The organism is Pseudomonas sp. B21-059 (assembly GCF_026016285.1).
In the GTDB taxonomy this organism is placed as follows: domain Bacteria; phylum Pseudomonadota; class Gammaproteobacteria; order Pseudomonadales; family Pseudomonadaceae; genus Aquipseudomonas; species Aquipseudomonas danubii.
The window spans coordinates 4,222,436-4,245,120 of record NZ_CP087201.1 but is presented as its reverse complement, the minus strand read 5'-3'; the positions used below and the strand labels follow the sequence as shown (position 1 = coordinate 4,245,120).

General features: G+C 66.4%; 20 protein-coding genes. 18 read left to right on the top strand and 2 right to left on the bottom strand.

All coding sequences use genetic code 11. From position 1 onward, the window contains the following. Window positions 1–23: 23 nt before the first annotated feature. From LOY69_RS18640 to LOY69_RS18610, 7 genes are all read left to right on the top strand, one after another. Window positions 24–1,964, top strand: a complete 1,941-nt coding sequence (locus tag LOY69_RS18640) for a phytase (RefSeq protein ID WP_110596663.1) — start codon at window positions 24–26, stop codon at window positions 1,962–1,964. 81 nt (window positions 1,965–2,045) lie between these two features. Then, window positions 2,046–2,756, top strand: a complete 711-nt coding sequence (tolQ, locus tag LOY69_RS18635) for a protein TolQ (protein ID WP_102881598.1) — start codon at window positions 2,046–2,048, stop codon at window positions 2,754–2,756. Between the two features lie 16 nt (window positions 2,757–2,772). Beyond that, window positions 2,773–3,219: a protein TolR gene (tolR, locus tag LOY69_RS18630; protein ID WP_102881597.1), complete on the top strand. Its 447-nt coding sequence runs from the start codon at window positions 2,773–2,775 to the stop codon at window positions 3,217–3,219. Then, window positions 3,216–4,037, top strand: a complete 822-nt coding sequence (locus tag LOY69_RS18625) for an energy transducer TonB (protein WP_102881596.1) — start codon at window positions 3,216–3,218, stop codon at window positions 4,035–4,037. Before tolR ends, LOY69_RS18625 begins: the two co-directional genes overlap by 4 nt. A gap of 201 nt (window positions 4,038–4,238) precedes the next feature. Further along, on the top strand, window positions 4,239–4,661 hold the full coding sequence (locus LOY69_RS18620; RefSeq protein WP_258010380.1) for a c-type cytochrome: 423 nt from the start codon (window positions 4,239–4,241) through the stop codon (window positions 4,659–4,661). A gap of 85 nt (window positions 4,662–4,746) precedes the next feature. Then, window positions 4,747–6,075 carry a D-arabinono-1,4-lactone oxidase gene (locus LOY69_RS18615; protein WP_265074910.1) on the top strand — a complete coding sequence of 443 codons (1,329 nt, stop codon included), beginning with the start codon at window positions 4,747–4,749 and terminating at the stop codon, window positions 6,073–6,075. 85 nt (window positions 6,076–6,160) lie between these two features. Next, on the top strand, window positions 6,161–7,366 hold the full coding sequence (locus LOY69_RS18610; protein ID WP_181430903.1) for a DSD1 family PLP-dependent enzyme: 1,206 nt from the start codon (window positions 6,161–6,163) through the stop codon (window positions 7,364–7,366). A gap of 434 nt (window positions 7,367–7,800) precedes the next feature. Here the strand turns inward: LOY69_RS18610 and LOY69_RS18605 are convergent, their stop codons facing one another. Next, on the bottom strand, window positions 7,801–8,751 hold the full coding sequence (locus LOY69_RS18605; RefSeq protein ID WP_265073398.1) for a transporter: 951 nt from the start codon (window positions 8,749–8,751) through the stop codon (window positions 7,801–7,803). Window positions 8,752–9,011: 260 nt separating this feature from the next. On the opposite strand from LOY69_RS18605, the gene LOY69_RS18600 reads away from it, so the two are divergent. The 3 genes from LOY69_RS18600 to LOY69_RS18590 all read left to right on the top strand — a co-directional run bounded on the left by LOY69_RS18600 (window position 9,012) and on the right by LOY69_RS18590 (window position 12,185). Continuing rightward, entirely contained in the window at window positions 9,012–10,049 is a 1,038-nt protein-coding gene (locus LOY69_RS18600; RefSeq protein WP_102881593.1) for an AraC family transcriptional regulator, read from the top strand. 262 nt (window positions 10,050–10,311) lie between these two features. Then, the gene (locus LOY69_RS18595) at window positions 10,312–11,199 is read left to right on the top strand and encodes a Dyp-type peroxidase (protein ID WP_102881592.1); all 888 of its coding nucleotides are present in this window, start codon (window positions 10,312–10,314) and stop codon (window positions 11,197–11,199) included. After that, window positions 11,196–12,185: a Gfo/Idh/MocA family protein gene (locus tag LOY69_RS18590; protein WP_413787130.1), complete on the top strand. Its 990-nt coding sequence runs from the start codon at window positions 11,196–11,198 to the stop codon at window positions 12,183–12,185. Before LOY69_RS18595 ends, LOY69_RS18590 begins: the two co-directional genes overlap by 4 nt. A gap of 211 nt (window positions 12,186–12,396) precedes the next feature. On the opposite strand, the gene LOY69_RS18585 is transcribed toward LOY69_RS18590, so the two are convergent. After that, entirely contained in the window at window positions 12,397–12,687 is a 291-nt protein-coding gene (locus LOY69_RS18585; protein WP_213665595.1) for a type II toxin-antitoxin system ParD family antitoxin, read from the bottom strand. A gap of 166 nt (window positions 12,688–12,853) precedes the next feature. On the opposite strand from LOY69_RS18585, the gene lexA reads away from it, so the two are divergent. The 8 genes from lexA (at window position 12,854) to LOY69_RS18545 (ending at window position 22,617) form a co-directional block, all read left to right on the top strand. Next, a complete protein-coding gene (gene lexA / locus LOY69_RS18580; protein ID WP_265073397.1) occupies window positions 12,854–13,471 on the top strand; it encodes a transcriptional repressor LexA in 618 nt (205 codons plus the stop codon). Beyond that, window positions 13,471–14,088, top strand: coding sequence for a translesion DNA synthesis-associated protein ImuA (imuA, locus tag LOY69_RS18575; RefSeq protein WP_265073396.1), 618 nt, complete (start codon window positions 13,471–13,473; stop codon window positions 14,086–14,088). Before lexA ends, imuA begins: the two co-directional genes overlap by 1 nt. A 7-nt stretch (window positions 14,089–14,095) precedes the next feature. Beyond that, the gene (locus tag LOY69_RS18570; RefSeq protein WP_213665594.1) at window positions 14,096–15,511 is read left to right on the top strand and encodes a Y-family DNA polymerase; all 1,416 of its coding nucleotides are present in this window, start codon (window positions 14,096–14,098) and stop codon (window positions 15,509–15,511) included. After that, entirely contained in the window at window positions 15,508–18,612 is a 3,105-nt protein-coding gene (locus LOY69_RS18565) for an error-prone DNA polymerase (RefSeq protein WP_265073395.1), read from the top strand. The genes LOY69_RS18570 and LOY69_RS18565 overlap by 4 nt, the downstream gene beginning before the upstream one ends. Before the next feature lie 332 nt (window positions 18,613–18,944). Continuing rightward, window positions 18,945–19,604, top strand: a complete 660-nt coding sequence (locus LOY69_RS18560; RefSeq protein ID WP_110596672.1) for a CsgG/HfaB family protein — start codon at window positions 18,945–18,947, stop codon at window positions 19,602–19,604. Window positions 19,605–19,632: 28 nt separating this feature from the next. Then, a complete protein-coding gene (locus LOY69_RS18555) occupies window positions 19,633–20,004 on the top strand; it encodes a DUF4810 domain-containing protein (RefSeq protein ID WP_102881584.1) in 372 nt (123 codons plus the stop codon). Beyond that, on the top strand, window positions 20,001–20,660 hold the full coding sequence (locus LOY69_RS18550; RefSeq protein ID WP_102864846.1) for a DUF799 domain-containing protein: 660 nt from the start codon (window positions 20,001–20,003) through the stop codon (window positions 20,658–20,660). The genes LOY69_RS18555 and LOY69_RS18550 overlap by 4 nt, the downstream gene beginning before the upstream one ends. 238 nt (window positions 20,661–20,898) lie before the next feature. Further along, on the top strand, window positions 20,899–22,617 hold the full coding sequence (locus LOY69_RS18545) for an ATP-binding protein (protein WP_265073394.1): 1,719 nt from the start codon (window positions 20,899–20,901) through the stop codon (window positions 22,615–22,617). Window positions 22,618–22,685 lie beyond the last annotated feature (68 nt).

The following is a 22,685-nucleotide window of genomic DNA, read 5'->3' as shown; positions in this document are numbered from 1 at the left end:
CGACAGCACACTCAAGGATTGTGATGAGCACTGTATTGACTGCAAGAAACCGCCTGCTGGGCCTGTGCATTGGCTTGACCGGTGGCGTCGCCTTGGCCAGCAGCATGGCCCTGGCCGCCCCCAGCGTGCCGGGCCTGAACCTCAAACCCTGGGCCGAGCAGACCTCGGGCGTCACCGGCCTGGGCTTTGTGCCTGCGGGCACGGGCACCGACCGGTTGCTGGCCAGTGAACGCGAAGGCCTGTTGCTGCTGGATGAACAGGGCCGTCAGCTGGCCCGCTTCAAGGGCTCGTTCAACGGCCTGGACAGCCGCGCCGCCGGCCAGCAAATGCTGGTGGCCAGCCTCGACAACCAGCGTCAGCAAGCGCTGCTGGTGAGCCTTGACCCGGCCACCCGCACCTGGGGCCAGCCGCTGTACCTGCCCACCCGGGACTACCCGGTCAACGGCCTGTGTCTGTACCGCGACGAGGCCAGCAACCTGTTCCTGTTCCTGGTGGGCGAGGAGGGCAAGGGCGAGCAATGGCTGGTGGGCCATGGCGCACAACTGAGCACCGAGCCGCAGCGGGTGCGTGGCTTGCCACTGCCGCCAGAGGCCAAGTTCTGCCAGGTGGACGACGCCGCCCAGCAACTGCTGGTCAATGAACAGAATGTCGGCTGGTGGGCCTACCCGGCCCATGCCGAAGCCGACACCCTGCGTCAGCCGGTGGCCCTACGCGCGCCTTTCGGCGAGATCAAGAAAAGCGCCGGGGCCATGGCCCTGGTGCCGGGTGGGGTGCTGGGCCTGGACCCGAAAGCCGCGCAACTGCACCTTTATCAGCAACAGGAAAAGGGCTGGGCCGCCCAGGCCACGCTGCCCCTGAGCGGCCTCAAGGAGCCGGAAAACATTGCCCTGCGTACCAGCGCCAAGGGCCTGCAGGTGCTTCTGCGTGACGATGAAGACGGGCGCCTGTACCAGGGCCAGTTGAACTGGCGGGCCACCCCGATGGCCTTGCCGCCGGTACTGCCCATCGTGCAGGCGGCGGTGCAGAGCGAGCCGGTGGGGCGCCAGGGCGATGCCGCTGATGATCCGGCGATCTGGGTCCACCCGCAGCAGCCGTCCCTGAGCCGAGTGCTGGGCACCAACAAGAAGCAGGGCCTGCTGGCCTACGACCTGCAGGGCAAGCTGCTGCAGGAACTGGCAGTGGGGCGTTTGAACAACGTCGACGTGCGCCCCAACTTCAAGCTCGGCGAGCAGGCCGTGGACCTGGCCGTGGCCAGCAATCGCGATCACAACAGCCTCAGCCTGTTCGCCATTGACCGCGCCAGCGGCGAGTTGCGCGAAGCCGGGGAGATCGCCACGCCGCTCAAGGACATCTACGGCATTTGCCTGTTCCAGCCCGCCAGCGGCGAGCTCTATGCCATTGCCAACGACAAGGACGGCACCTTCCTCCAGTACCGCCTGAGTGCACCGTCCGGCATTGCCCAGGGCGAGCTGGTGCGCCAGTTCAAGGTGGCCAGCCAGCCCGAGGGCTGTGTCGCCGATGACCAGCGCCAGCGGCTGTTCCTCGGTGAGGAGGATGTTGGCGTCTGGGCCCTGGACGCCCGGCCCGAGCAGCCGGCGACCCTGCACAGCGTGATCAAGGTCGGCGGCCTGTTGCAGGCCGATGTCGAGGGCCTGGCGCTGTATCAGAGCAGCGCTCGGGATTATCTGGTGATTTCCAGCCAGGGCAACGACAGCTACCTGGTGCTGGACGCCGAGCCACCGTACGCCTCCCATGGCGCGTTCCGGGTCAGCCTCAACGCCCAGGCGGGGATCGACGGCGCCTCGGAAACCGATGGCCTGGAAGTCACCTCGGCCAACCTCGGCGGGCCTTGGAGCCAGGGTTTGCTGGTGGTCCAGGACGGGCGAAAGCGCATGCCCGAGCAGACCCAGAACTTCAAGTTCGTGCCCTGGGCCGAGGTTACCCAGGCCCTGAAACTGCCCTGAGCCGGTTGTCATCACCCGGTCATTTGAATGTCATCGAATAGCCCCGCCAGCCCTGGCGGGCAGCCGAGAAGGAGTTTCACCATGCAGGCCACACTCGAACACATGAGCATCTGGGGGCTGATCAGCGATGCCAGTTTGTTGGTCAAGGCGGTCATGCTGACCTTGCTCCTGGCGTCCCTGCTCAGCTGGTACCTGATCATCCAGCGCGGCGCCGTGCTGCGCGCCTGTGAACGCCGCTGCAACACCTTCGTCCAACGCTTTCGCGCCGCGCCCGAGCTGCTGCCGCTGTACCGCGAAGTGGCCCCGCAGGCTGATGGCGAAGGCGGCGTGGAGCCGATCTTCGTCGCCGGCTACCAGGAATTTGGCCACCTGCGCGGCCAGTCCGGCGGTAACGGCGAAGGCGTGCTGGAAGGCGTGGAGCGGGCCCTGTACGTGGCCATCAGCGAACAGGAAACCCGCTTGGAACAAGGCCTGCAGTTTCTCGCCACGGTGGGTTCGGTGAGCCCCTATATCGGCCTGTTCGGCACCGTATGGGGGATCATGAATTCCTTCCTCGGCTTGTCCCAGGTGCAACAGGCGACCCTGTCCACCGTGGCCCCGGGCATCGCCGAGGCGCTGATCGCCACCGCCATCGGCCTGTTCGCGGCGATTCCCGCGGTGATCGCCTACAACCGCTTCTCGGCCCGCAGCCAGACCCTGCTGACCCGCTACTACGCCTTTGGCAACGAACTGCAGGTGCGCCTGCACCGCACCTTGCAGGGCACCCCGAGCCACTTGGCCGTGGCGGCCTGAGAGAAGGAGCAAGCCGATGTTAGTCAGGCCGCAACGCAAGCACGGACCCAAGGCGGAAATGAACGTGGTGCCCTACATCGATGTGATGCTGGTGCTGCTGGTGATCTTCATGGTCACCGCGCCGATGCTCACCCAGGGGGTGAAGATCGAATTGCCCAAGGTCGCCAGCGAGGCCCTGGCCACCGACAGCCGCCAGCAGATCCTCACTCTGTCGGTGAAAGCCGAGGGTGGTTACTACTGGAACCTGGGCAGCGAACTGGACACTCGGCACCAGACCGACAGCGCCGTGGACCTGGAGCAGATGCGCGCCAAGGTGGCCCAGGTGATTGCCCAGCGCGGCGATACCCAGGTGTACATCCGCGCCGATCAGGACGCCGCCTATTCCAGCGTGGTGGCGGCCATGGCGGCGTTGCAGCAGGGCGGGGTGCACAACCTGGGGCTGGTGACCGAGGCCCCGCAATGACGGCGATGATCATGCACAACCCCACCGCGATGCCCCTGCGGCCCGAGGCATCCGGTTTCTGGCGCAACAGCCTGGCGGCCAGCCTGGCCCTGGCCCTGCACGCCGGAGTGCTGGTGGCGCTGGTGCTGGGCTGGTCGGTGGACAAACCGCAGGTCGAGGCGCCGGCGGTACTGACCACCCAACTGGTGATGCTGGCGCCGCCTGCCGCCCCCGCGGAACCGCTGCCGGCGCTGGCCGAGGTGGCGCCGCCGCCACCGCCACTGCCACTGCCCGCGGCTGCGCCGGAGCCGGTCAGGCCCCGGGTAGACCCCCAGGTGCAGGCGCAGAAGCTGGAGCAGGCGGCCCTGGCGCGCAAGCGGGTGGAAGACAAGAAACGTGAGCAGCTGCAAGAGCAGCAGCGCCAGCAGCGCGAGCGCCTGGAGGCCGAGCAGCGCCAGCGCGATACCGAGCAACGTGTGGCCCAGGAACAAGCACAGGCCCAGCGCGCCGAACAGTCGCGGCTGGCCGCCGAGCGCGCGCGCCGGCAGGCGGCCCAGGCGGCGGCCGACAGTCGCCAGTACCAGCCCCTGAGCAAGGAGGCCCCGGACTACCCGCAACGGGCCCTGGACAAGAACCTGGAAGGCGACTGCACCGTGGAATACAGCGTCAATCCCCAGGGGCGGGTGGAGAACCCCAGGGTCATCGACGGTTGCCATCCGCTGTTCATGCGCCCGTCCCTGGCGGCGGTGGCGACTTTCCGTTACCAGCCACGGCTGATCGATGGCCAGGCGGTGACGGTGCCGGCGGTGCGCAACACCTTCCACTATCGGATCCAGTAAGGCGCGGGGGCGGCGTGCGTCCGTTACCGTCCAGGCAGCCTCCTGGCGGACCGACTCAGCTCCCTTGGCTGGCCGACCCTGCACCCTTGGCTGGCCGCCAATGCCCTCAACCCCAGGGGGCGGGTGTCTTAGTGTTGCCCAGTAGGGGCCGCCTCTGTTGTCGGGGCGGGCCCTTTGCCCTGGCCGCACTGAGGACCACCGATGCCCACTGTCACCCCCGCCTGTTCGCGCCCGTTGCGGCGTCCCTCTTGCCTGCTGATTCGCAGCGCCCTGGGCCTGGTTCTGGGCCTGCTGCTGAGCGCTTGCGGCGAGGCTGAACCGCCTGCCGCCGTGCGCCTCGACGCTGCGCCACTCGACGCTGCGCGTCTGAGCCCGGCCGACCCGGCCCTGGCCCAGGTCTACGCCAGCAGCTGCCAGCTGTGCCACGCTAACCCGGCCTCCGGTGCGCCCCTGGCCGGCGACGCCAAGGCCTGGGCCCCGCGCCTGGCCCAGGGCGCCGAGACCCTGCTCGATCACAGCATCAACGGCTACCAGGGCATGCCGCCCATGGGCCTGTGCATGCAGTGCAGCGAAGCGCAGTTCCTGGCCCTGATCAGCTTCATGTCCGGCCATTCATTCCAATAAAAAGACAAGGTCTTCGTTTATGCACATGCACCTCTCTCGACGCCGGCTGCTGCAAGGCGCCGGTGCCCTCGGCGCCTTCGGCGCGCTGTGCAGCAACCCGCTGCTGGCCGAGCTGGCCCGGCCCCCGCGGCTGATCCCTTGGCGCAATTGGTCCGGCGCGCAAAGCTGCCTGCCCGCAGCGCGGCTGGCGCCCAAGGACCTGGATGAGTTGCGCCAGTCGATCCGCCAGGCCCCGGGCAAGATCCGTCCGGTGGGTTCCGGCCACTCCTTCAGCGCCCTGGTGCCCACCGACGGCACCTTGCTGTCCCTGGCCTATTTCAATGGCCTGCTGGCCCACGATCCGCAGACCCTGCAAGCCGAGTTCGCCGCCGGCACGCCGATGTCGCTGATGGGCCCGGCGCTCAAGGAGGTGGGGCAGGCGTTGTGGAACATGGCGGATATCGACTACCAGACCCTGGCCGGTGCCATTGCCACCTCGACCCACGGCACCGGGATCGGCTTTGGCTCCTATTCGTCCCAGGTCTGCGGGCTGCAACTGGTGACCGCCAGCGGCGAGGTGCTGGACTGCGATCCCCAGCGCAACGCCGAGGTGTTCCACGCCGCCCGGGTGTCCCTCGGGGCACTGGGGGTGGCGACCCGGGTGCGCCTGCAGAACCGCGCCGCCTATCGCCTGCGGGAAAAACAATGGATCGCCAGGACCGATGAACTGCTGGAAGACATGGCCAACAACCTTCGCGACAACCAGCACTGGGAAATGCTCGTGGTCACCCATTCCGACTACGCCCTGGCGGTGGCCCTGAATGAGACCGACGACCCGGCGACCCCACCCAGGGACCCGGCCGAGGAGGGCGGCAACGAGTTCGTCAGCCTGATCGAGAACCTCGACAAGTACGTCAGCGACTTCCCCGACACTCGCCGCCACCTGCTCAACAGCCTGCGCTGGCTGGCCCGGTTCGATGAGCGGGTGGGGGATTCCTATCAGGTCTACGCCAATGTGCGCAGCGTGCGTTTCAACGAGATGGAGTACTCGGTGCCGGCGCACCTGGGGCCGCAGTGCCTGCGGGAGATCCTGGCGCTGATCCGCGACAAGGACCTGCGCACCTGGTTTCCCATCGAGTACCGCTACGTCAAGGCCGACGACATTCCCCTGAGCATGTTCGAGGGGCGCGACAGTTGCTCGATCTCGGTGCATCAGCACTACAGCATGGATCACCACAACTTCTTCGCCGCGGTGGAGCCGATCTTCTGGAAGTACCAGGGGCGTCCGCACTGGGGCAAGCACCACAGCCTCAATGCCCGCACCCTGCAGGGGCTGTACCCGCAATGGTCGGCCTTCGCCAAGGTGCGTCAGGCGCTGGACCCGCAAGGCAAATTCATCAACGCCCACCTGGCCTCGGTGCTGGGTGTGGCGTGAACAGGAGATCAGACCCATGAACCGTCGTCATTTCATGGCCGGCACCCTGGGGGCCGGTGTGTTGCTGGCCGGTGTCGGTGCCTGGCTGCGGCCCGGCGACCGGGGAGCGCCCTACAGCCCGTATTTCGCCGAACTCAATCGCGAGCTCAAGGCCAACGGGCCGATGCAGCCGGTGATGCTGATCGACCTGGATCGCCTGGACCACAACATCGATGTGGTCATGCAATCGGTGCAGCGCGGCGGCAAGCACCTGCGCCTGGTGGAAAAATCCCTGCCGTCGCCGGGGCTCCTGGCCTATATCGCCCAGCGTGCCGGCACCCGGCGCCTGATGTCCTTCCACCAGCCGTTTCTCAACCATGACGCCGAGGTGTTTGCCGACGCCGATATCCTCCTGGGCAAACCCTTGCCGATCCGCGCCGCCGAGCGCTTCTACCAGCAGCTCAAGGGCCCGTTCGACCCGCGCCGGCAACTGCAATGGCTGCTCGATACCCCCGAACGCCTGCAGCAATACCTCGGGCTGGCCCAGGGCCTGGGCACGCGGATGCGCATCAACATCGAGCTGGATGTGGGGCTGCATCGCGGTGGCGTGGCGGACCACGCCGTGCTCGGGCGGATGCTGGCGCTGATCAGCGCCAACCCCCGGCACCTGGAGTTTGCCGGGTTCATGGGCTACGACCCCTTTGTCGACATGGGCGTACCGGGGATTCTCGGGTCGCCGCAAAGCCTGTTCGATAAGGTCATGCAGCGCTACAACGGCTTTGCCGATTTCACCCGTCAGCAGTACCCGGCGCTGTGGCAGGCCGAGCTGACCCTGAACACCGCCGGCAGCCCCAGCTATCGCCGGCACGAGCAGGAACGCCTGAGCAGCGAGGTCTCGGTGGGCACTGCGCTGCTCAAGCCCAGTCACTACGACCTGCCCTCCCTGGAGCAGCATGTGCCGGCTGCCTTTATCGCCACCCCGGTGCTCAAGAGCACCGGGCCGGTGCGGATTCCGGCCCTGGACGACCAGTCGCGGCTGTTGTCCTGGTGGGACCGCAACCAGCGCCAGACTTTCTTTATCTATGGCGGCCACTGGCTGGCGGATTTCGAATCGCCGGCAGGCTTGCAGAGCAACCAGCTGTTCGGTCGCAGCTCCAACCAGGAGATGGTCAACGGCTCCCGCGCCGTGGGCCTGCAGGTGGACGACCAGGTCTTCCTGCGTCCGCAGCAGAGCGAAGCGGTGCTCCTGCAATTTGGCGACCTGCTGGCGCTGCGCGGCGGGCGCATCGTCGACCGCTGGCCGGTGTACTGATCCCACGCCCTGTAGGCGCTGCCGAGCTTTGGCGAGGCTGCGCAAAGGCCTGCAGGGCCTTGCTTGGCGATCTGTCGCCGAACCTCGAGCGGCCTCAATATCCCCGCGTCTCCTTCGGAGCCGTTCGCAGCCTGCGGCAGCGGCTACACGAAACGCGGTCCGGCAACCGCCTGTAGCCGCTGCCGAGCTCTGGCGAGGCTGCGCAAAGGCCCGCAGGGCCTTGCCTGGCGGCCTCTCGCCGAACCTCGAGCGGCCTCACGATCTCTGCGTCTCCTTCGGAGCCGTTCGCAGCCTGCGGCAGCGGCTACACGAAACGCGGCACGGCAATCGTCTGTAGCCGCTGCCGAGCTTTGGCGAGGCTGCGCAAAGGCCCGCAGGGCCTTGCCTGGCGATCTCCCGCCGAACCCGTAGCGGCTTCAAGTCTGCCGCGGGTTTCACAGGGCAAAAGGAATGCTCAGCTTGGCCCAGAGCATGTCGCCCTCGGGGCGGTTTTCCACGTCGAATTCCTTGGCCCAGCGGATTTCGGCGCTGGCGTATTCAAGAAAGCGCAGGTGCAGCGCCGGGCCGATGGCGAACACTTGCCCGCGCACCCCGTCACTCACGTCCTCGCCCATGAAGGTCACGGTCTTGCCGTATTGCTTGTCGTCGCTGGTCTGCTTCAGGTAGTAGCCGTTGAGCCCCAGGCTCAGGTTGTCGGTCAGGCGGTAGCTGGCCGAGTAGTCGAAGTGGAAGATCTGCCCGGAACGGTAGTCGGTGGCGTGGTTTTCCCGGTTGAAGCTGTAGGTGATCTTGAACGACAGCTCGGTGCGTTCGCTGGGCAGCCAGGTCATGGAGAACAGCGGCTTGTAGGTGGTGAAGTTGTTGCTGGTGTTGGCCAGTCGCTCGGCATCGTATTGGCCCGTGGGCAGGGTCACTTCCACGGCCGCGCCCAGGGTCAGGCTGGGCCCCAGGTCCCAGAGAATGATCGGCGCAAAGGTGGTGTCACCCATGCTTTCGCGGCGGTCGCTCTGGCCGTACAGCGACACCTGTTGGCGCAGGTAGGGCTGGGCCACGTAGCCCCCCAGGCGGCCGCCGAAGACCCGCAGCGGGCTCAGGTAATCCAGGCGCGGGATGATCGCGTCGGAGGTGATCTTGACTTCCTGCACCTTGCCGCCAAAGGCGCTGATGTCGAGCTTCTTGGCCTGGTAGTGGTTGTAGTAGAGGTTGAAGGCGAACATGTGTTCCGGGAGCTGGTCGGGGCTCAGGGGCAGCACGTAGAAGCCGTCGGTGCCGGGGCCGATGTTGTCGACCCCGGATTCGCTGGCCAGGGCATTCAGGCTGGCGCAGGTGGCCAGGGCTACGCCCAGGTGCAGGGGCAGAGAGCGAGTGAGGCGGGTCGGGTGCATGGTTGGGCTCATTCTTATTGTTAGTGAGGAGCGCGGCGGCAGGCGCGCCGCAGGCCCCATAGAAATAAGCCTTGGGCCGGGCGTGGGGCAGGGTATTGGCGGACAGGGAGGGGAACTTTGTCGGACAGGCCGCAATGCTTTGTTACATTCCTCCGTAAAACCCCGTGGGACGGGATATGCTGCAGCGGTCGGTGATGCCTTGGCACCGGCCGTAGCAGACAATAAAAACAGCCGCTCAAGCGGCCCGGAAGCCGATACCCATGCACATCAAAGCCGTCGATCCCCACGACCAGCTGGCCCTGGTTTCACCCTTCCTGTTGCAGACCCTGGCGGACGTCGCCACTGACAAAGGGATCAGCGCCGAACGCCTGTGTCGCGGCCTGGGCTTCACCCTGGAAGACCTGCAGGACCCGACCCTGCGCATCTCCTACCGCCAGGCGGTGGCGATGATCGAGCGCGCCCTGGCGGCGCTGCCCCAGCAGGGGCTGGGGCTCTGGGTCGGCAGCCGCAATGTGCTGGGCACCCTGGGCTTGCTGGGGCATGCCCTGTCCCTGTGCCGGACCCTGGGGGACGCCTTCGAGCTGGGCATCCGTCATCAGCACACCTCTGGGACCATCGTCAGCGCCGATCTCGGGCGTCAGGGCCAGGAGTTCTTTGTCGAGTTGCAATGCCGCCTGCCCTACGGCGAGGTGCAGATCTTTGCTGCGGAAGAGTTCTTCGCCAGCCTGCTGATTTATGGCCGTGCCCTGCTGAGCAGGGATTTCCAGGCCTTGCGGGTTGAGTTCATGCATGCCGCGCCGGCCTACGCCGAGCTCTACGGGCAGTTGCTGGGCCCCCATGTCCGCTTCGGCTGCCTGCACGCGCGCATGGTGATCGAGGCTCGCTGGCTGCAGATGCCCTTGCCCAATCATCACCCGGTGGCCCTGCGCCAGGCCCTCAAGCTGCTGGAGCTGGAAAGCGCCCAGGTGCACCAGAAGATGGACCTGATCCAGGCGGTGGAGCGCGCCCTGAGCCGGGACCTGCGGGCCGGCAGCCATATCGAGCAGGTGGCGGGGGACCTGAACATGAGCGGGCGCACCCTGCGCCGGCGCCTGACCGAACACGGCCTGACCTTCGAAGCCCTGCTGGAGCGGGTGCGCCAGGCGCGGACCCTGAACCTCTTGGGCAACCCGGAGCTGTCCATCGAACGCATCACCGAAGAGGTGGGTTACAGCGACGTGCGCAGTTTCCGCCGGGCCTTCAAGCGCTGGACCGGGCTGAGCCCCAGCGCCTTTCGCGAAGAAGCGGCGCTGCATTGAAGACCGCCCTTGTAGCCGCTGCCGAGCCCGCGAGGCTGCGCAAAGGCCCGCAGGGCCTTGCTTGGCGATCGCCCGTCGAACCTCCAGCGGCCTTGAGAGGCTGGCGGCCCTTCGAGCCGTTCGCAGCCTGCGGCAGCGGCTACACAGATCCCGGCCCGGCATTTTCACCATGACCTTGCATCGCCGCTGCGCGCCTGTCTGTATCGACGCTGACGCCGACAGCTCAGGACGGTAAACTCGCGGCCTTTATTCAGGAGTTCCCATGAGTTACTACCAGCCCGGCATCCTCGCTGCACCCGTTCCGTCCCAGGCCCGTCACCTGTTCTTTGCCCTTGAGTCCATCGAGGCGTTGCCCCAGGCCCTTGACCAGTTGCTGGCACGGGTCGACGGCGCAACGGCGGTGGCAGGCTTTGGCGCCTCGCTGGTCAAGGCCCTGGGCGCTCGGGTGCAAGGGCTCAAGGCGTTTCCGGCGCTGACCGGCGTCGGCGTCGACAACCCTTCGACCCAGCACGCGCTGTGGGTCTGGCTGCACGGTGACGAGCGCGGCGAGCTGCTGCACCGCAGCAACGAGCTGGAGGTCGCGCTGGCCCCGGCCTTTCGTCTGGTCGGCATGCAGGAAGCCTTCCGCCACAAGAGCGGTCACGACCTGACCGGTTATGAAGATGGCACCGAGAACCCTCATGAAGAGGCCGCCGTGGCTGCGGCGCTGGCCGAGGGTGAAGACGGCCTGCGCGGTGGCAGTTTTGCCGCGATCCAGCAGTGGCAGCACGACTTCAAGGGCTTTGCCGCGATGCACCAGCAAGAGCGCGACCACATCATCGGCCGGCGCCTGAGCGATAACGAAGAACTGGACGATGCCCCGGAATCGGCCCACGTCAAGCGCACCGCCCAGGAAAGCTTCACCCCGGAGGCCTTCATGGTGCGCCGTTCGATGCCCTGGATCGAAGGTGACAAGGGCGGCCTGATGTTCCTCGCCTTCGGTCACAGCCTGAACGCCTTCGAAGTCCAGCTGCGGCGCATGAGCGGCCTGGAAGACGGCATCGTCGACGGCCTGTACCGCATGAGCCGGCCGATCACCGGTGGCTACTACTGGTGCCCGCCGCTGCACAACGGTCAGCTCGATCTGCGCGCGCTGCAAGCGCCGAAATGAACACCGAGGCCGGGTCGCTGCCCACCTTACGCTGGGGCATGATCGGTTGCGGCAGTGTCACCGAGCGCAAGAGCGGCCCGGCCTTCTACAAGGTTCCGGGTTCGGCGCTGGTGGCGGTGATGGGCCGCCGCCCCGAGGCGGTGCGCGACTATGCGCAGCGCCACGGCATTGCCCGCTGGTACACCGATGCCCAGGCCCTGATCGACGACCCCGAGGTGGACGCGGTGTACATCGCCACGCCCCCCGACAGCCATTACGCCTACGGCCTGCAAGTGGCCGCCGCCGGCAAGCATTGCTGCGTGGAAAAGCCCATGGCCCTGCATGCCGGGCAGAGCCTGGCCATGCAGCAGGCCTTTGAGCAGGCCGGACTGCACCTGTTCGTGGCCTATTACCGGCGTTCCCTGCCGCGCTTTGCGCAGGTGCGGCAATGGCTGGCGAACGGGCGCATCGGTGAGGTCCGGCACCTGCATTGGAGCCTGAGCAAGGCCGCTTCCGAGGCCGACCGCAGCGGCGCGGCCAACTGGCGGACCGACCCACAGATTGCCGGTGGCGGTTATTTCGCCGACCTGGCCAGCCATGGCCTGGACCTGTTCCAGTACCTGCTGGGCGACATCGTCGAGGTGGCCGGCATCAGCTCTCGCCAGGCCGGGCTGTATGCCGCCGAGGATGCAGTCAGCGCCAGCTGGCGCTTCGCTTGCGGGGCCCTGGGCAGCGGCGCCTGGAACTTCGTCGCCGACCGCCGGGTGGACCGCGTGGAGATCATCGGCAGCCAGGGGCGCATCAGCTTTTCCGTGTTCGACGAGCATCCGCTGCAACTTGAAGCCCAAGAGTCCCTGAGCCTGGTCATCGACAACCCCGTGCACATCCAGTGGCATCACGTGCAGGGCATGAACGCCCATATTCGCGGCCAGACCCGGCACCCGGCCCTGGCCAGCGAAGCCCTGAAGACCGATTGGGTGATGGACCAGATCCTGCGGCGCGGCTGATCCCGGGGCGCCTGCCTTTCGGGCTTCTTCACCGGCAAGCCGGCTCTTACGGGGGGCAGGGCATTTCCGTGTAGGAGCTGGCTTGCCAGCGAAGGCGTTCTTGAGGCGGGTGCCAGTCACGCGGGCCGCTTCGCCAAAGTGTCTTTGGGAAAACCGCAGTGTGTCGACGATGTCGGTTCGGGCTGCATTGGAAATCCGCTACTGGACCCTCTCAGTGTTGCTCTTGATCCGTGGCGACCGCTTCCCGTCCCAGCTCATCCAGGTATTGCTGCAGGTTTTCTTCCCGCACCTGGCTGAAGCGTCCTTGTTGCAGATCCGCGATACCGATCGCAGTGGCTTGGCGCAACGCCTCGATTTTCGCCGCGTCCTCGGCAACCCGTTGTTCCAGCAGACGCAAACCTTCGCGCATGACCTCGCTAGCGTTCTGATAGCGACCGGATTTGACCAGGTTGTTGATGAGCTGCTCTTGGTGGGCGGTGAGGACAACGTTTCGCGTTGGCATGCCGTGCTCCTGGGCTGGGCGTGTGAGGAAGGACGTTGGCTGGCGGCCGGATTCAGCCGTGAAGGGTGTTTGACGACCGCTGGCTGCGGGCGTTCATCGACTTCTACGCTGGTTTCTCGCGGGACTGATTGGCGGTTCTTGTCAGATAAATCCGAGAGGAGTACAAATGTACTCCATGACGACTTTATCTCCCCGCCGCAGTGCCATCCTGACCTTTATCCGCGAACGCATCGCCGATCACGGCCAGCCCCCGAGCCTCGCTGAAATCAGCGAGTCGTTCGGTTTTGCCTCGCGCAGCGTGGCGCGCAAGCATGTGCTGGCGCTGACCGAGGCCGGGTTTATCGAGGTCAACCCCCATCAGGCCCGGGGCATTCGCCTGCTCAATCAGCCGCGGCGCCCGGAGCTGCTGGAGATCCCGGTGCTGGGGCGGGTGGCCGCCGGTGCGCCGATTGGCGTCGATGCCGAAATACACGGTCAGTTGTGGCTGGACCCGGGGATGTTCTCCCGCACTCCGGATTATTTGCTGCGGGTCCAGGGCGATTCGATGATCGATGACGGCATCCTCGACGGCGATCTGGTGGCGGTGCGCCGCAGCAGTGAGGTGCGCAACGGCCAGACGGTGATCGCCCGCCTGGACGGCGAGGTCACCATCAAGCGTTTCGAGCGCAAGGGGCAGGGCATTCGCCTGTTGCCGCGCAACCCGGCCTATCAGCCGATCGAGGTTACCGACGACCACGAACTGTTTATCGAAGGTGTGTTCTGCGGTCTGGTGAGGCCAGGCTGATGGGCGCCGTGGTCGCACTGGATGCCCTGTTCAATGGCGGGCGGGTGTGGAAAGGCCGCCCGGCGGCTGCGCCGGTCAGCCTGCACCCGACGGGGCATGCTGCTTTGGATGCGGTGCTGCCCACGGGCGGCTGGCCGGAGGCGGCGCTGACGGAAATCCTCATCGCCGCCCAGGGCCTGGGCGAGCTGCAGTTGCTGTGGCCGAGCCTGGCGCGGCTGACCGTAGCGGGGGAGCGGGTGGTGCTGGTGGCGCCACCGTTCGTGCCCTATCCCCAGGCCTGGCAGAACGCCGGGGTGGATGTGCGCCAGCTGTCGATCATCCAGGCCGGGGAGCGCGATGCCTTGTGGGCCGCCGAGCAATGCCTGCGTTCTGGCAGTTGCGGCGCGGTGCTGTGCTGGCCGCAACAAGTCGACGACCGCGCCCTGCGGCGCTTGCAGGTGGCGGCGGAAAGCGGCCAGACCCTGGCCTTCGCCTACCGGCCCCTGGACGCCGCGCACAACCCCTCGCCGGCGGCCTTGAGGATCAGCGTGCAGGGTCGCCCTGTGCAGTTGCAGGTGCTCAAGTGCCGGGGCGGGCTGGCCCATCCGGCGCCTATTGCCTGGCCCGCCGGGCACTGAGGTTGGCATGCGTTGGGTGTGCATTCTGTTCCCGCAATTGGCGCTGGACGCGGTGTTGCGTCAGCGCGCCGAACCCGAGGCGCCCCTGGCGCTGCTCAGTGGCACCCCGCAGCGTCGAGTGATCCAGGCGGTGAATGGCGCCGCCCGCGAGCTGGGCCTGCGCCCCGGGCAATCGCTGACCGCTGCCCAGGCCCTGACCAAGGCTTTTGCCAGCGCCGAATACGACCCGCAGCAGATCGAGCACTGGCAGCAGTTTCTGGCCGCCTGGGCCTACGGTTTCAGCTCCCAGGTCAGCGTTGCCTACCCTCGTACCTTGGTGCTGGAGATCGAGTCCAGCCTGGGCCTGTTCGGCCCCTGGCCGCAGTTGGAGGCGCGCCTGCGCCGGGAGTTGCAGGCCCTGGGTTTTCGTCATCGCATCGTCGCCGCGCCCAACCCGGCGGCGGCCCGGGTCCTGGCCAATGCCTATGACGGCTTGGCGGTGGCCGACTGCGCGGCCCTGGTCCAGGCCCTGGGGGCCATGCCCATCGAGCGCCTGGGCCTGGCCCCGGAGCAGGCCACGGCCCTGTCGCGCATGGGGGTGCGCAGCTTCGAGCAACTGCGCGAGCTGCCCCGGTCCAGCCTGGCCCGGCGTTTTGACGGCCGCTTGCTCAAGCACCTGGACACCTTGCTCGGCGAGCGTCCGCTGGGGCTGGCGTTCTATCAGCCGCCGGATCGTTTCGACCTGCGCATCGAGCTGAATTTCGATGTGCTGTCTCATCAGGCGCTGCTGTTCCCCTTGCGTCGGCTGACCGCCGATCTGGCGGCATTTCTCTGTGGCCGCGACAGCGGGGTGCAGCGTTTCGCACTGCACCTGGAACATGCCGAAGGCGCCGACACCCTGATCCCGGTGGGGTTGCTCAGTGCCGAGCGCGATCCGGCGATGCTGTTTGAACTGGCCCGCGGGCGCCTGGAGCAGATCCAGGTGCCGGCGCCGGTGCGCAACCTGCGGCTGGTGGCCGAGGACTTGCCGCTGTTCGTGCCCCAGCACACTGAACTGTTCGATCCGCGTCCGCAGCAGAACTTGCCCTGGGAGCAGTTGCGCGAACGCCTGCGGGCCCGCCTGGGGGATGACGCGGTGCAGGGCCTGGGGCATCGCGCCGATCACCGGCCGGAGCGCAGTTGGCAGCCCCAGACTGATCCGCGCCCCTGTCCGGCCAGCCCCGGGTTGCGCCGTCCTGGCTGGCTGTTCACTGAACCCCAGGCCCTGAACGAAGGCAGCGTGCGGATTCTCATGGGCCCGGAGCGCATCGAGTCCGGCTGGTGGGACGGCGCCGATGTGCGCCGCGACTATTACCTGATCGAAACCTGCGCCGGCCAGCAGGGCTGGGCCTATCGTCAGGTCGGCGAGCCCGGGCCCTTGCTGCTGCAAGGCTGGTTCGCATGAGCGCTTACGCCGAGCTGCACTGCCTGTCCAACTTCAGTTTCCAGCGCGGCGCCTCCAGTGCCGCCGAATTGTTCCAGCGCGCCGCGGCCTTGGGTTACCAGGCCCTGGCGATCACTGATGAATGCACCCTGGCGGGGATTGTCCGGGCCTGGCAGGCCTCACGCGATAGTGGCCTCAAGCTGATCATCGGCAGCGAAATGCAGGTCGAGGACGGCCCGCGCCTGGTGCTGCTGGTGGAGGACCTGGCGGGTTACCAGGGCCTGTGCCGGTTGATCACCCGGGCCCGGCGCCGGGCCGAGAAGGGCAGCTATCGCCTGCTGCGCGAAGACTTTGCCGAACCGCTGCCGGGGCTGCTGGCCCTGTGGCTGGCGGACGATGGCCCGGCGGCGGAGCACGGCCACTGGCTGCGCCAGATATTCCCCGAGCGCCTGTGGCTGGCGCTGGAACTGCATTGCGGCCAGGACGATGCCCAGCGCCTGCAACAGCGGCGGGCCCTGGCCGCGCAATGGGGGCTGCCGGCCGTGGCCTGTGGCGATGTGCACATGCATGTGCGCGGGCGCCGGGCGCTGCAGGACACCATGACCGCGATCCGCCATCACCTGCCGGTGGCCGAGGCCGGGCAGCGCCTGTTCGCCAATGGCGAGCGTCACCTGCGGCCCATCGAAGTGCTGCAAGGGCTGTATCCCCAAACCCTGCTCGACGAGTCGCTGACCATCGCCGGGCGTTGCGCTTTCGATCTCGGCCAACTGCGCTACCAATACCCCCGGGAGCTGGTGCCCGAGGGGCATGACGCCGGGTCCTGGCTGCGGGTGCTGACCCAGCGCGGCATTTTGCGGCGCTGGCCGGCCGGGGCCCGGGCCGAGGTGCTGAAGCAGATCGACAAGGAGCTCACGCTGATTTGCGACCTGGGCTACGAGAGTTATTTCCTCACCGTGCACGACATCGTCGATTTTGCCCGGCGCCAGCACATTCTCTGCCAGGGCCGGGGCTCGGCGGCCAACTCAGTGGTGTGTTTCGCCCTCGGTATCACCGAGATCGATCCGGATCGCTCGACCCTGTTGTTCGAGCGCTTCCTGTCCAGGGAACGCAACGAGCCGCCGGACATCGACGTCGATTTCGAGCACGAGCGCCGCGAAGAGGTGCTGCAGTACGTGTTCCAGCGTTACGGCCGGCACCGCGCGGCACTGACCGCGGTGGTCAGCACCTACCACGGCGCCGGGGCGGTGCGCGATGTGGCCAAGGCCCTGGGCCTGCCGCCGGATCAGGTCAATGCCCTGGCCGACTGCTGCGGCCATTGGAGCGATACGCCGCCCAGTGTCGAGCGCCTGCAGGAGGCCGGGTTCGATCCCGAGAGCCCGGTGCTGCGCCGGGTCCTGAGCCTGACCGGGCAGTTGATCGGCTTTCCCCGGCACCTGTCCCAGCACCCCGGTGGCTTCGTGATTTCCGAGCAGCCCCTGGACCATCTGGTGCCAGTGGAAAACGCGACGATGGCCGAGCGCACGGTGATCCAGTGGGACAAGGACGACCTGGACATGGTCGGCCTGCTCAAGGTGGACATCCTGGCCCTGGGCATGCTCAGCGCCATCCGCCGTTGCTTCGACCTGATCCACGGCTACCGCGGCCAGCGCTACAGCCTCGCCAGCATTCCGCCTGAAGATCCGGCCACCTACGCGATGATCGGCCGCGCCGACACCATTGGCGTGTTCCAGATCGAGTCCCGGGCGCAGATGTCGATGCTGCCCCGGCTCAAGCCGCAGAACTTCTATGACCTGGTGATCGAGGTGGCCATCGTCCGCCCCGGGCCGATCCAGGGTGGCATGGTGCATCCCTACCTGCGTCGGCGTAACCGTGAAGAGCCGGAGACTTATCCGTCGCCGAAGTTGGAAGCGGTGCTCAAGCGAACTCTGGGCGTGCCGCTGTTTCAGGAGCAGGTGATGCAGATCGCCATTGTCGCTGCCGACTACACCCCGGGGGAGGCCGACCAGTTGCGCCGTTCCATGGCCGCCTGGAAGCGCCATGGCGGCCTGGAGCCGCACCGCGAACGGCTGCGCAAAGGCATGCGCAAGAACGGTTACAGCGACGAGTTCGCGGCGCAGATCTTCGAGCAGATCAAGGGCTTTGGCAGCTACGGCTTTCCCGAATCCCATGCCGCCAGTTTTGCCTTGCTGACCTACGCCAGTTGCTGGCTCAAGTGCCACGAACCGGCGGCCTTCGCCTGCGCCCTGATCAACAGCTGGCCCATGGGTTTCTACAGTCCGGACCAGATCCTCCAGGACGCTCGGCGCCACGGTCTGCAGATCCTGCCGGTGGATGTGAGCGCCAGTGACTGGGACTGCAGCCTGGAGCCGCTCCCTGCCCAACCCGGACGCGCTGAAAAGGGCCTGTCCGGGCAGCCGGCCGTGCGCCTGGGGCTGCGCATGATCAAGGGCTTTCGCCAGGAGGACGGCCGGTGCATCGAAAGCGCCCGGCAGCAGCGGGCCTTTGTCGATATTGCCGACCTGGCCGAGCGCGCCCGGCTGGATGTCCGCGCCCAGGAGCTGCTGGCGGATGCCGGCGCCTTGCGGGCGCTGGCCGGGGATCGCTATCGGGCGCGCTGGGAAGTGGCCGGGGTGGAGAAGCAACTGGGGCTGTTTGCCGAGCTGCCACGCCAGGAGGAAGCCCCGGTGAGCCTGCCCCGGCCCAGCGTCGGCGAAGACTTGCAGGCCGATTACCACAGCCTCGGCACCACCCTGGGGCCCCATCCTTTGGCGCTGCTGCGCGCGCAGCTCAAGGCCCGGCGCTGCCGCAGTTCCCGGGAACTGCTGGAGGTGGAGCACGGGCGTTCGGTGAGCGTGGCCGGGCTGGTCACCGGGCGCCAGCGCCCGGGCACTGCTAGCGGGGTGACCTTCGTCACCCTGGAAGACGAGTTCGGCAACGTCAATGTAGTGGTCTGGCGCGACCTGGCCGAACGCCAGCGTCGGATACTGGTGGGTTCGCAGTTGCTTAAGGTCGACGGCACCCTGGAAACCGTGGGTGAAGTGCGCCACCTGATTGCCGGGCGCCTGACGGATCTGAGCCCGTTGCTGGATGGCATCAGCGTGCGCAGTCGGGACTTTCGCTGACTGCCGCCGAGTCTCTAGCGATCTCAGGACTTTGCGTCTCCTACGGAGCCGTTCGCAGTCTGCGGCAGCGGCGACACAGATCCCGGCCCGAGGTTTTGCGAGCGATCACAGGTGGACGCTAATGATTTTTTATTCCTTTTCGGCATGATGGCGCTTTGGCATAATCGCCGCCGATGATGCCCCCTGCATCAAGTTTCAGAACGTCCCGCCGATGCTTTTCGAGCCCGCACAGACTGGGGTCAGAGACTTACGGCAGGGCGAAAGTGCATCTACACGGTGCACCCAAATGGATACTCAAAAAGGAACCTAGAGTGAGAGTGATCTCGAAGTTGATGTTGTCCGCTGCAGCACTGGCGGTGCTGACGGGCATGAGCGGTTGCGCCACTGAAAGCTCCCGTGCCTTGCCGGTGGAAAAGGTCCAGAGCGCCAGCCAGGTGTGGACCGGGGCCCGGGTGCCGATGGCGGTGGGCAAGTTCGATAACCGTTCCAGCTACATGCGCGGGATTTTCTCCGACGGCGTCGACCGCCTCGGCGGTCAGGCCAAGACCATCCTCATCACCCACCTGCAGCAGACCAACCGTTTCAACGTGCTGGACCGCGACAACATGGGCGAGATCCAGCAGGAAGCGGCGATCAAGGGCCAGGCGCAGAAACTCAAGGGCGCGGATTTCGTGGTCACCGGCGACGTCACCGAGTTCGGCCGCAAGGAAACCGGCGACCACCAGCTGTTCGGTATTCTCGGCCGCGGCAAGACCCAGGTGGCCTACGCCAAGGTGGCGTTGAACATCGTCAATATCAGCACTTCCGAAGTGGTGTATTCGACCCAGGGCGCCGGCGAGTACGCCCTGTCCAACCGTGAAGTGATCGGCTTTGGCGGCACCGCTTCCTACGACTCGACCCTCAACGGCAAGGTGCTGGACCTGGCCATGCGCGAGGCGGTCAACCGCATGGTCGAAGCCATCGATACCGGGGCCTGGAAACCCGGCCGCTGATCAATATTGCTGACAGGGAGACGTAAGCATGTTCAAGACCATCACCGCGCGGCCACTGCTGGCCGGCGCCTTGCTGGGCAGCGTTTTGCTGGCCGGTTGCAGCGGGCCGAAGACGCTGTACCAGTGGGAAACCTATCAGGCCCAGACCTACGAATACTTCAAGGGCGAGGAAGCCCGCGAGGCCCAGGTCGAAGCGCTGGAGCGCGACCTGCAGAAGATCAAGTCCACCGGCAAGGCGGTGCCGCCGGGTTACCACGCCCACCTGGGCATGCTCTATGCGGGCCTGGGCAAGGATGACCAGATGGTGCAGCAGTTCAATACCGAGAAGGCGTTGTTCCCCGAGTCCGCCTCGTACATGGACTTTCTGTTGAAGAACGCCAAGCAGGGAGCCGCCCAATGAACTTCACCACCTTGCGCAACCTCCTGGGCCTGTTGAGTGTCAGCTTGCTGGTGGGCTGCGCCGCGCCCAAGACCGTGGACTATTCGGCCTACAAGCAGGCCCGGCCGAAGTCGATCCTGGTGCTGCCGCCGCTCAATGAGTCGCCGGACGTCAAGGCCACCTACAGCATGCTGTCCCAGGTGACCTTTCCCCTGGCCGAAGCCGGTTACTACGTGATGCCGATTGCCGTGGTGGATGAAACCTTCCGCCACAACGGCCTGACCAACCCCGCGGACATCCACGGCCTGTCGCCGGCCAAGCTCAACCAGATCTTCGGTGCCGACGCCGGGCTGTACATCACGGTCAAGGAATACGGCACCAGCTACATGCTGATCAGCAGCGAGACCGTGGTCACCGCCAGCGCCACCCTGGTCGATCTCAAGACCGGCACTACCCTGTGGACCGGCAGCGCTCGCGCCTCCAGCGAGGAAGGCAACAGCGGCAACAGCGGCGGCCTGGTGGGCATGCTGATCACTGCCGCGGTGAAGCAGATCATCAACACCTCCACCGACGCCGGGCACCCGATCGCCGGCATCACCAGCCAGCGCCTGCTGTCGGCCGGGCAACGCACCGGTCTGCTGTACGGTCCGCGCTCGCCGAAATACGGCACCGACTGAGGTCCTTGCGGGCGGGCAATCCGCCCATTGTCTGGGAGGCGCTTGCTGGCGTCCTCCTGGACTGGCCGGGATCGCCTATCCTGTCTCTTCAGTGCTGTTGAACCGGGCGTGTCCAGGTTTTCCGGTCCAGGGCTGAAAACCGTGAAACCATCCGCCCGGGCCGTGCTCAAAGGCTCTGGAGGCTGTGCGCAACCTCTTGAAAACCCATGCTGTATCACGTTTTTCGTAGAGTCCGTTCATGCCGTTCTTATCAGATCATCACGGGTGCCAGGGGTGGAAAGGCGAGATGGCCGAACGCATCCGTGCCTTCGACTGGTCCGTCACCAGCCTGGGTTCATTGCAGCACTGGAGCCATAGCCTGCGCAGCACGGTGCAACTGATGCTCGGCTCGCCGGTGCCGATGGTGATGCTCTGGGGGCCGCTGGGCTACATGATCTACAACGATGCCTACGCGGTGTTCGCTGGCGGGCGCCACCCTTATCTGCTGGGCTGCGCGGTGGAGCTGGGCTGGCCGGAAGTGGCCGAGTTCAATCGCGGCGTGATGAACACCTGCCTCAGTGGCGGCACCTTGTCCTACCGCAACAAGGAACTGGTGCTGCTGCGCAACGGCGAACCGGAAAACGTCTGGCTGGACCTCTACTACAGCCCGGTGGCCGGTGACGACCAGGCACCCGCCGGGGTCATTGCCATCGTCGTGGAAACCACCGCCCATGTGATTTCCGAGCAGCGCCGGCAGGCCGCCGAAGATGATCTGCGGCAAATGACCCGCAACCTTGAGCAGCGGGTGCTGGAAGAGGTCAATGCACGCCTGAGCGCCGAGGAGCAGTTGCGTCAAGCACAGAAGCTTGAAGCCATTGGCGGCCTCACCGGTGGCGTGGCCCATGACTTCAATAACCTGCTGCAAGTGATTTCCGGCAACTTGCACCTGCTGGCCCGCCATGAGCCGGACAACGCCAATGTGCAGCGCCGTACTGGGGCCGCACTGGCGGCGGTGGAGCGCGGGGCCAAGCTGTCGGCCCAACTGTTGGCCTTTGCCCGGCGCCAGCCGTTGTCGCCGGCGATCTACAACCCGCGCCATCTGTACGAGGGGCTGGGTGAACTGCTGCAGCGCGCCCTGGGTGAAACCATTGCTATCAAGGTGCAACTGCCCGACCAACCCTGGTGCATCCATGTGGACCGCAATCAGTTGGAAAACGCCGTGCTCAACCTGGCAATCAATGCCCGGGACGCCATGGGCGGCGAGGGCACCATCAGCATCAGCGCGGAGAATCTGCTGCTGGACCGCAGCTTCTGTACCGGCAAGGACATCAACCCCGGCGAGTACCTGCGCCTGACCGTGGCCGACAGCGGCAGCGGCATGTCCCCTGAAGTGCTCAAGCAGGCTTTCGAGCCGTTTTTCACCACCAAGTCCGACGGCCATGGCACGGGCCTGGGCCTGAGCATGGTGTTCGGGTTCGTCAAGCAGAGCGGCGGCCATATCGACATCCTCAGTCTTCCCGGGCAAGGCACCCGGGTGCAGATGTATTTCGCCCGCAGTGCCGCTCAGGAGGCCCAGCGTGCATCGGCCTGCCCGGCGCGTGGGCCAACAGGGCAGGAACGCATCCTGGTGGTGGAGGACAACGCCGATGTGCGCAGTGCGGCGGTGGAAATGCTCAAGCACGAGGGCTACTGGGTGCGTACCGCGGCCAATGGCGATGCCGCCATGCAATTGCTGATGGCAGGGCTCAAGGTCGACCTGATCTTCACCGATGTGGTGATGCCCGGTCTGATCAAGAGCACCGATCTGGCCACCTGGGCCAGGACCCAGGCACCGCCGATAGCGGTGCTGTTCACTTCGGGGCACACCCGGGACATGATTTCGCGCAATCATCAGCTCAGCCCGGACACTCATCTGTTGAGCAAGCCTTACGGCCCCGAGGACCTGAGCGCCATGGTGCGCTCCTTGCTGGGGGCCTGAGTCCTTTCCGCGCCGCCGCTTCAGGGCTTGCCCCGGCACCTGCAGGTTGTGTGATGATCGCCGCTCGC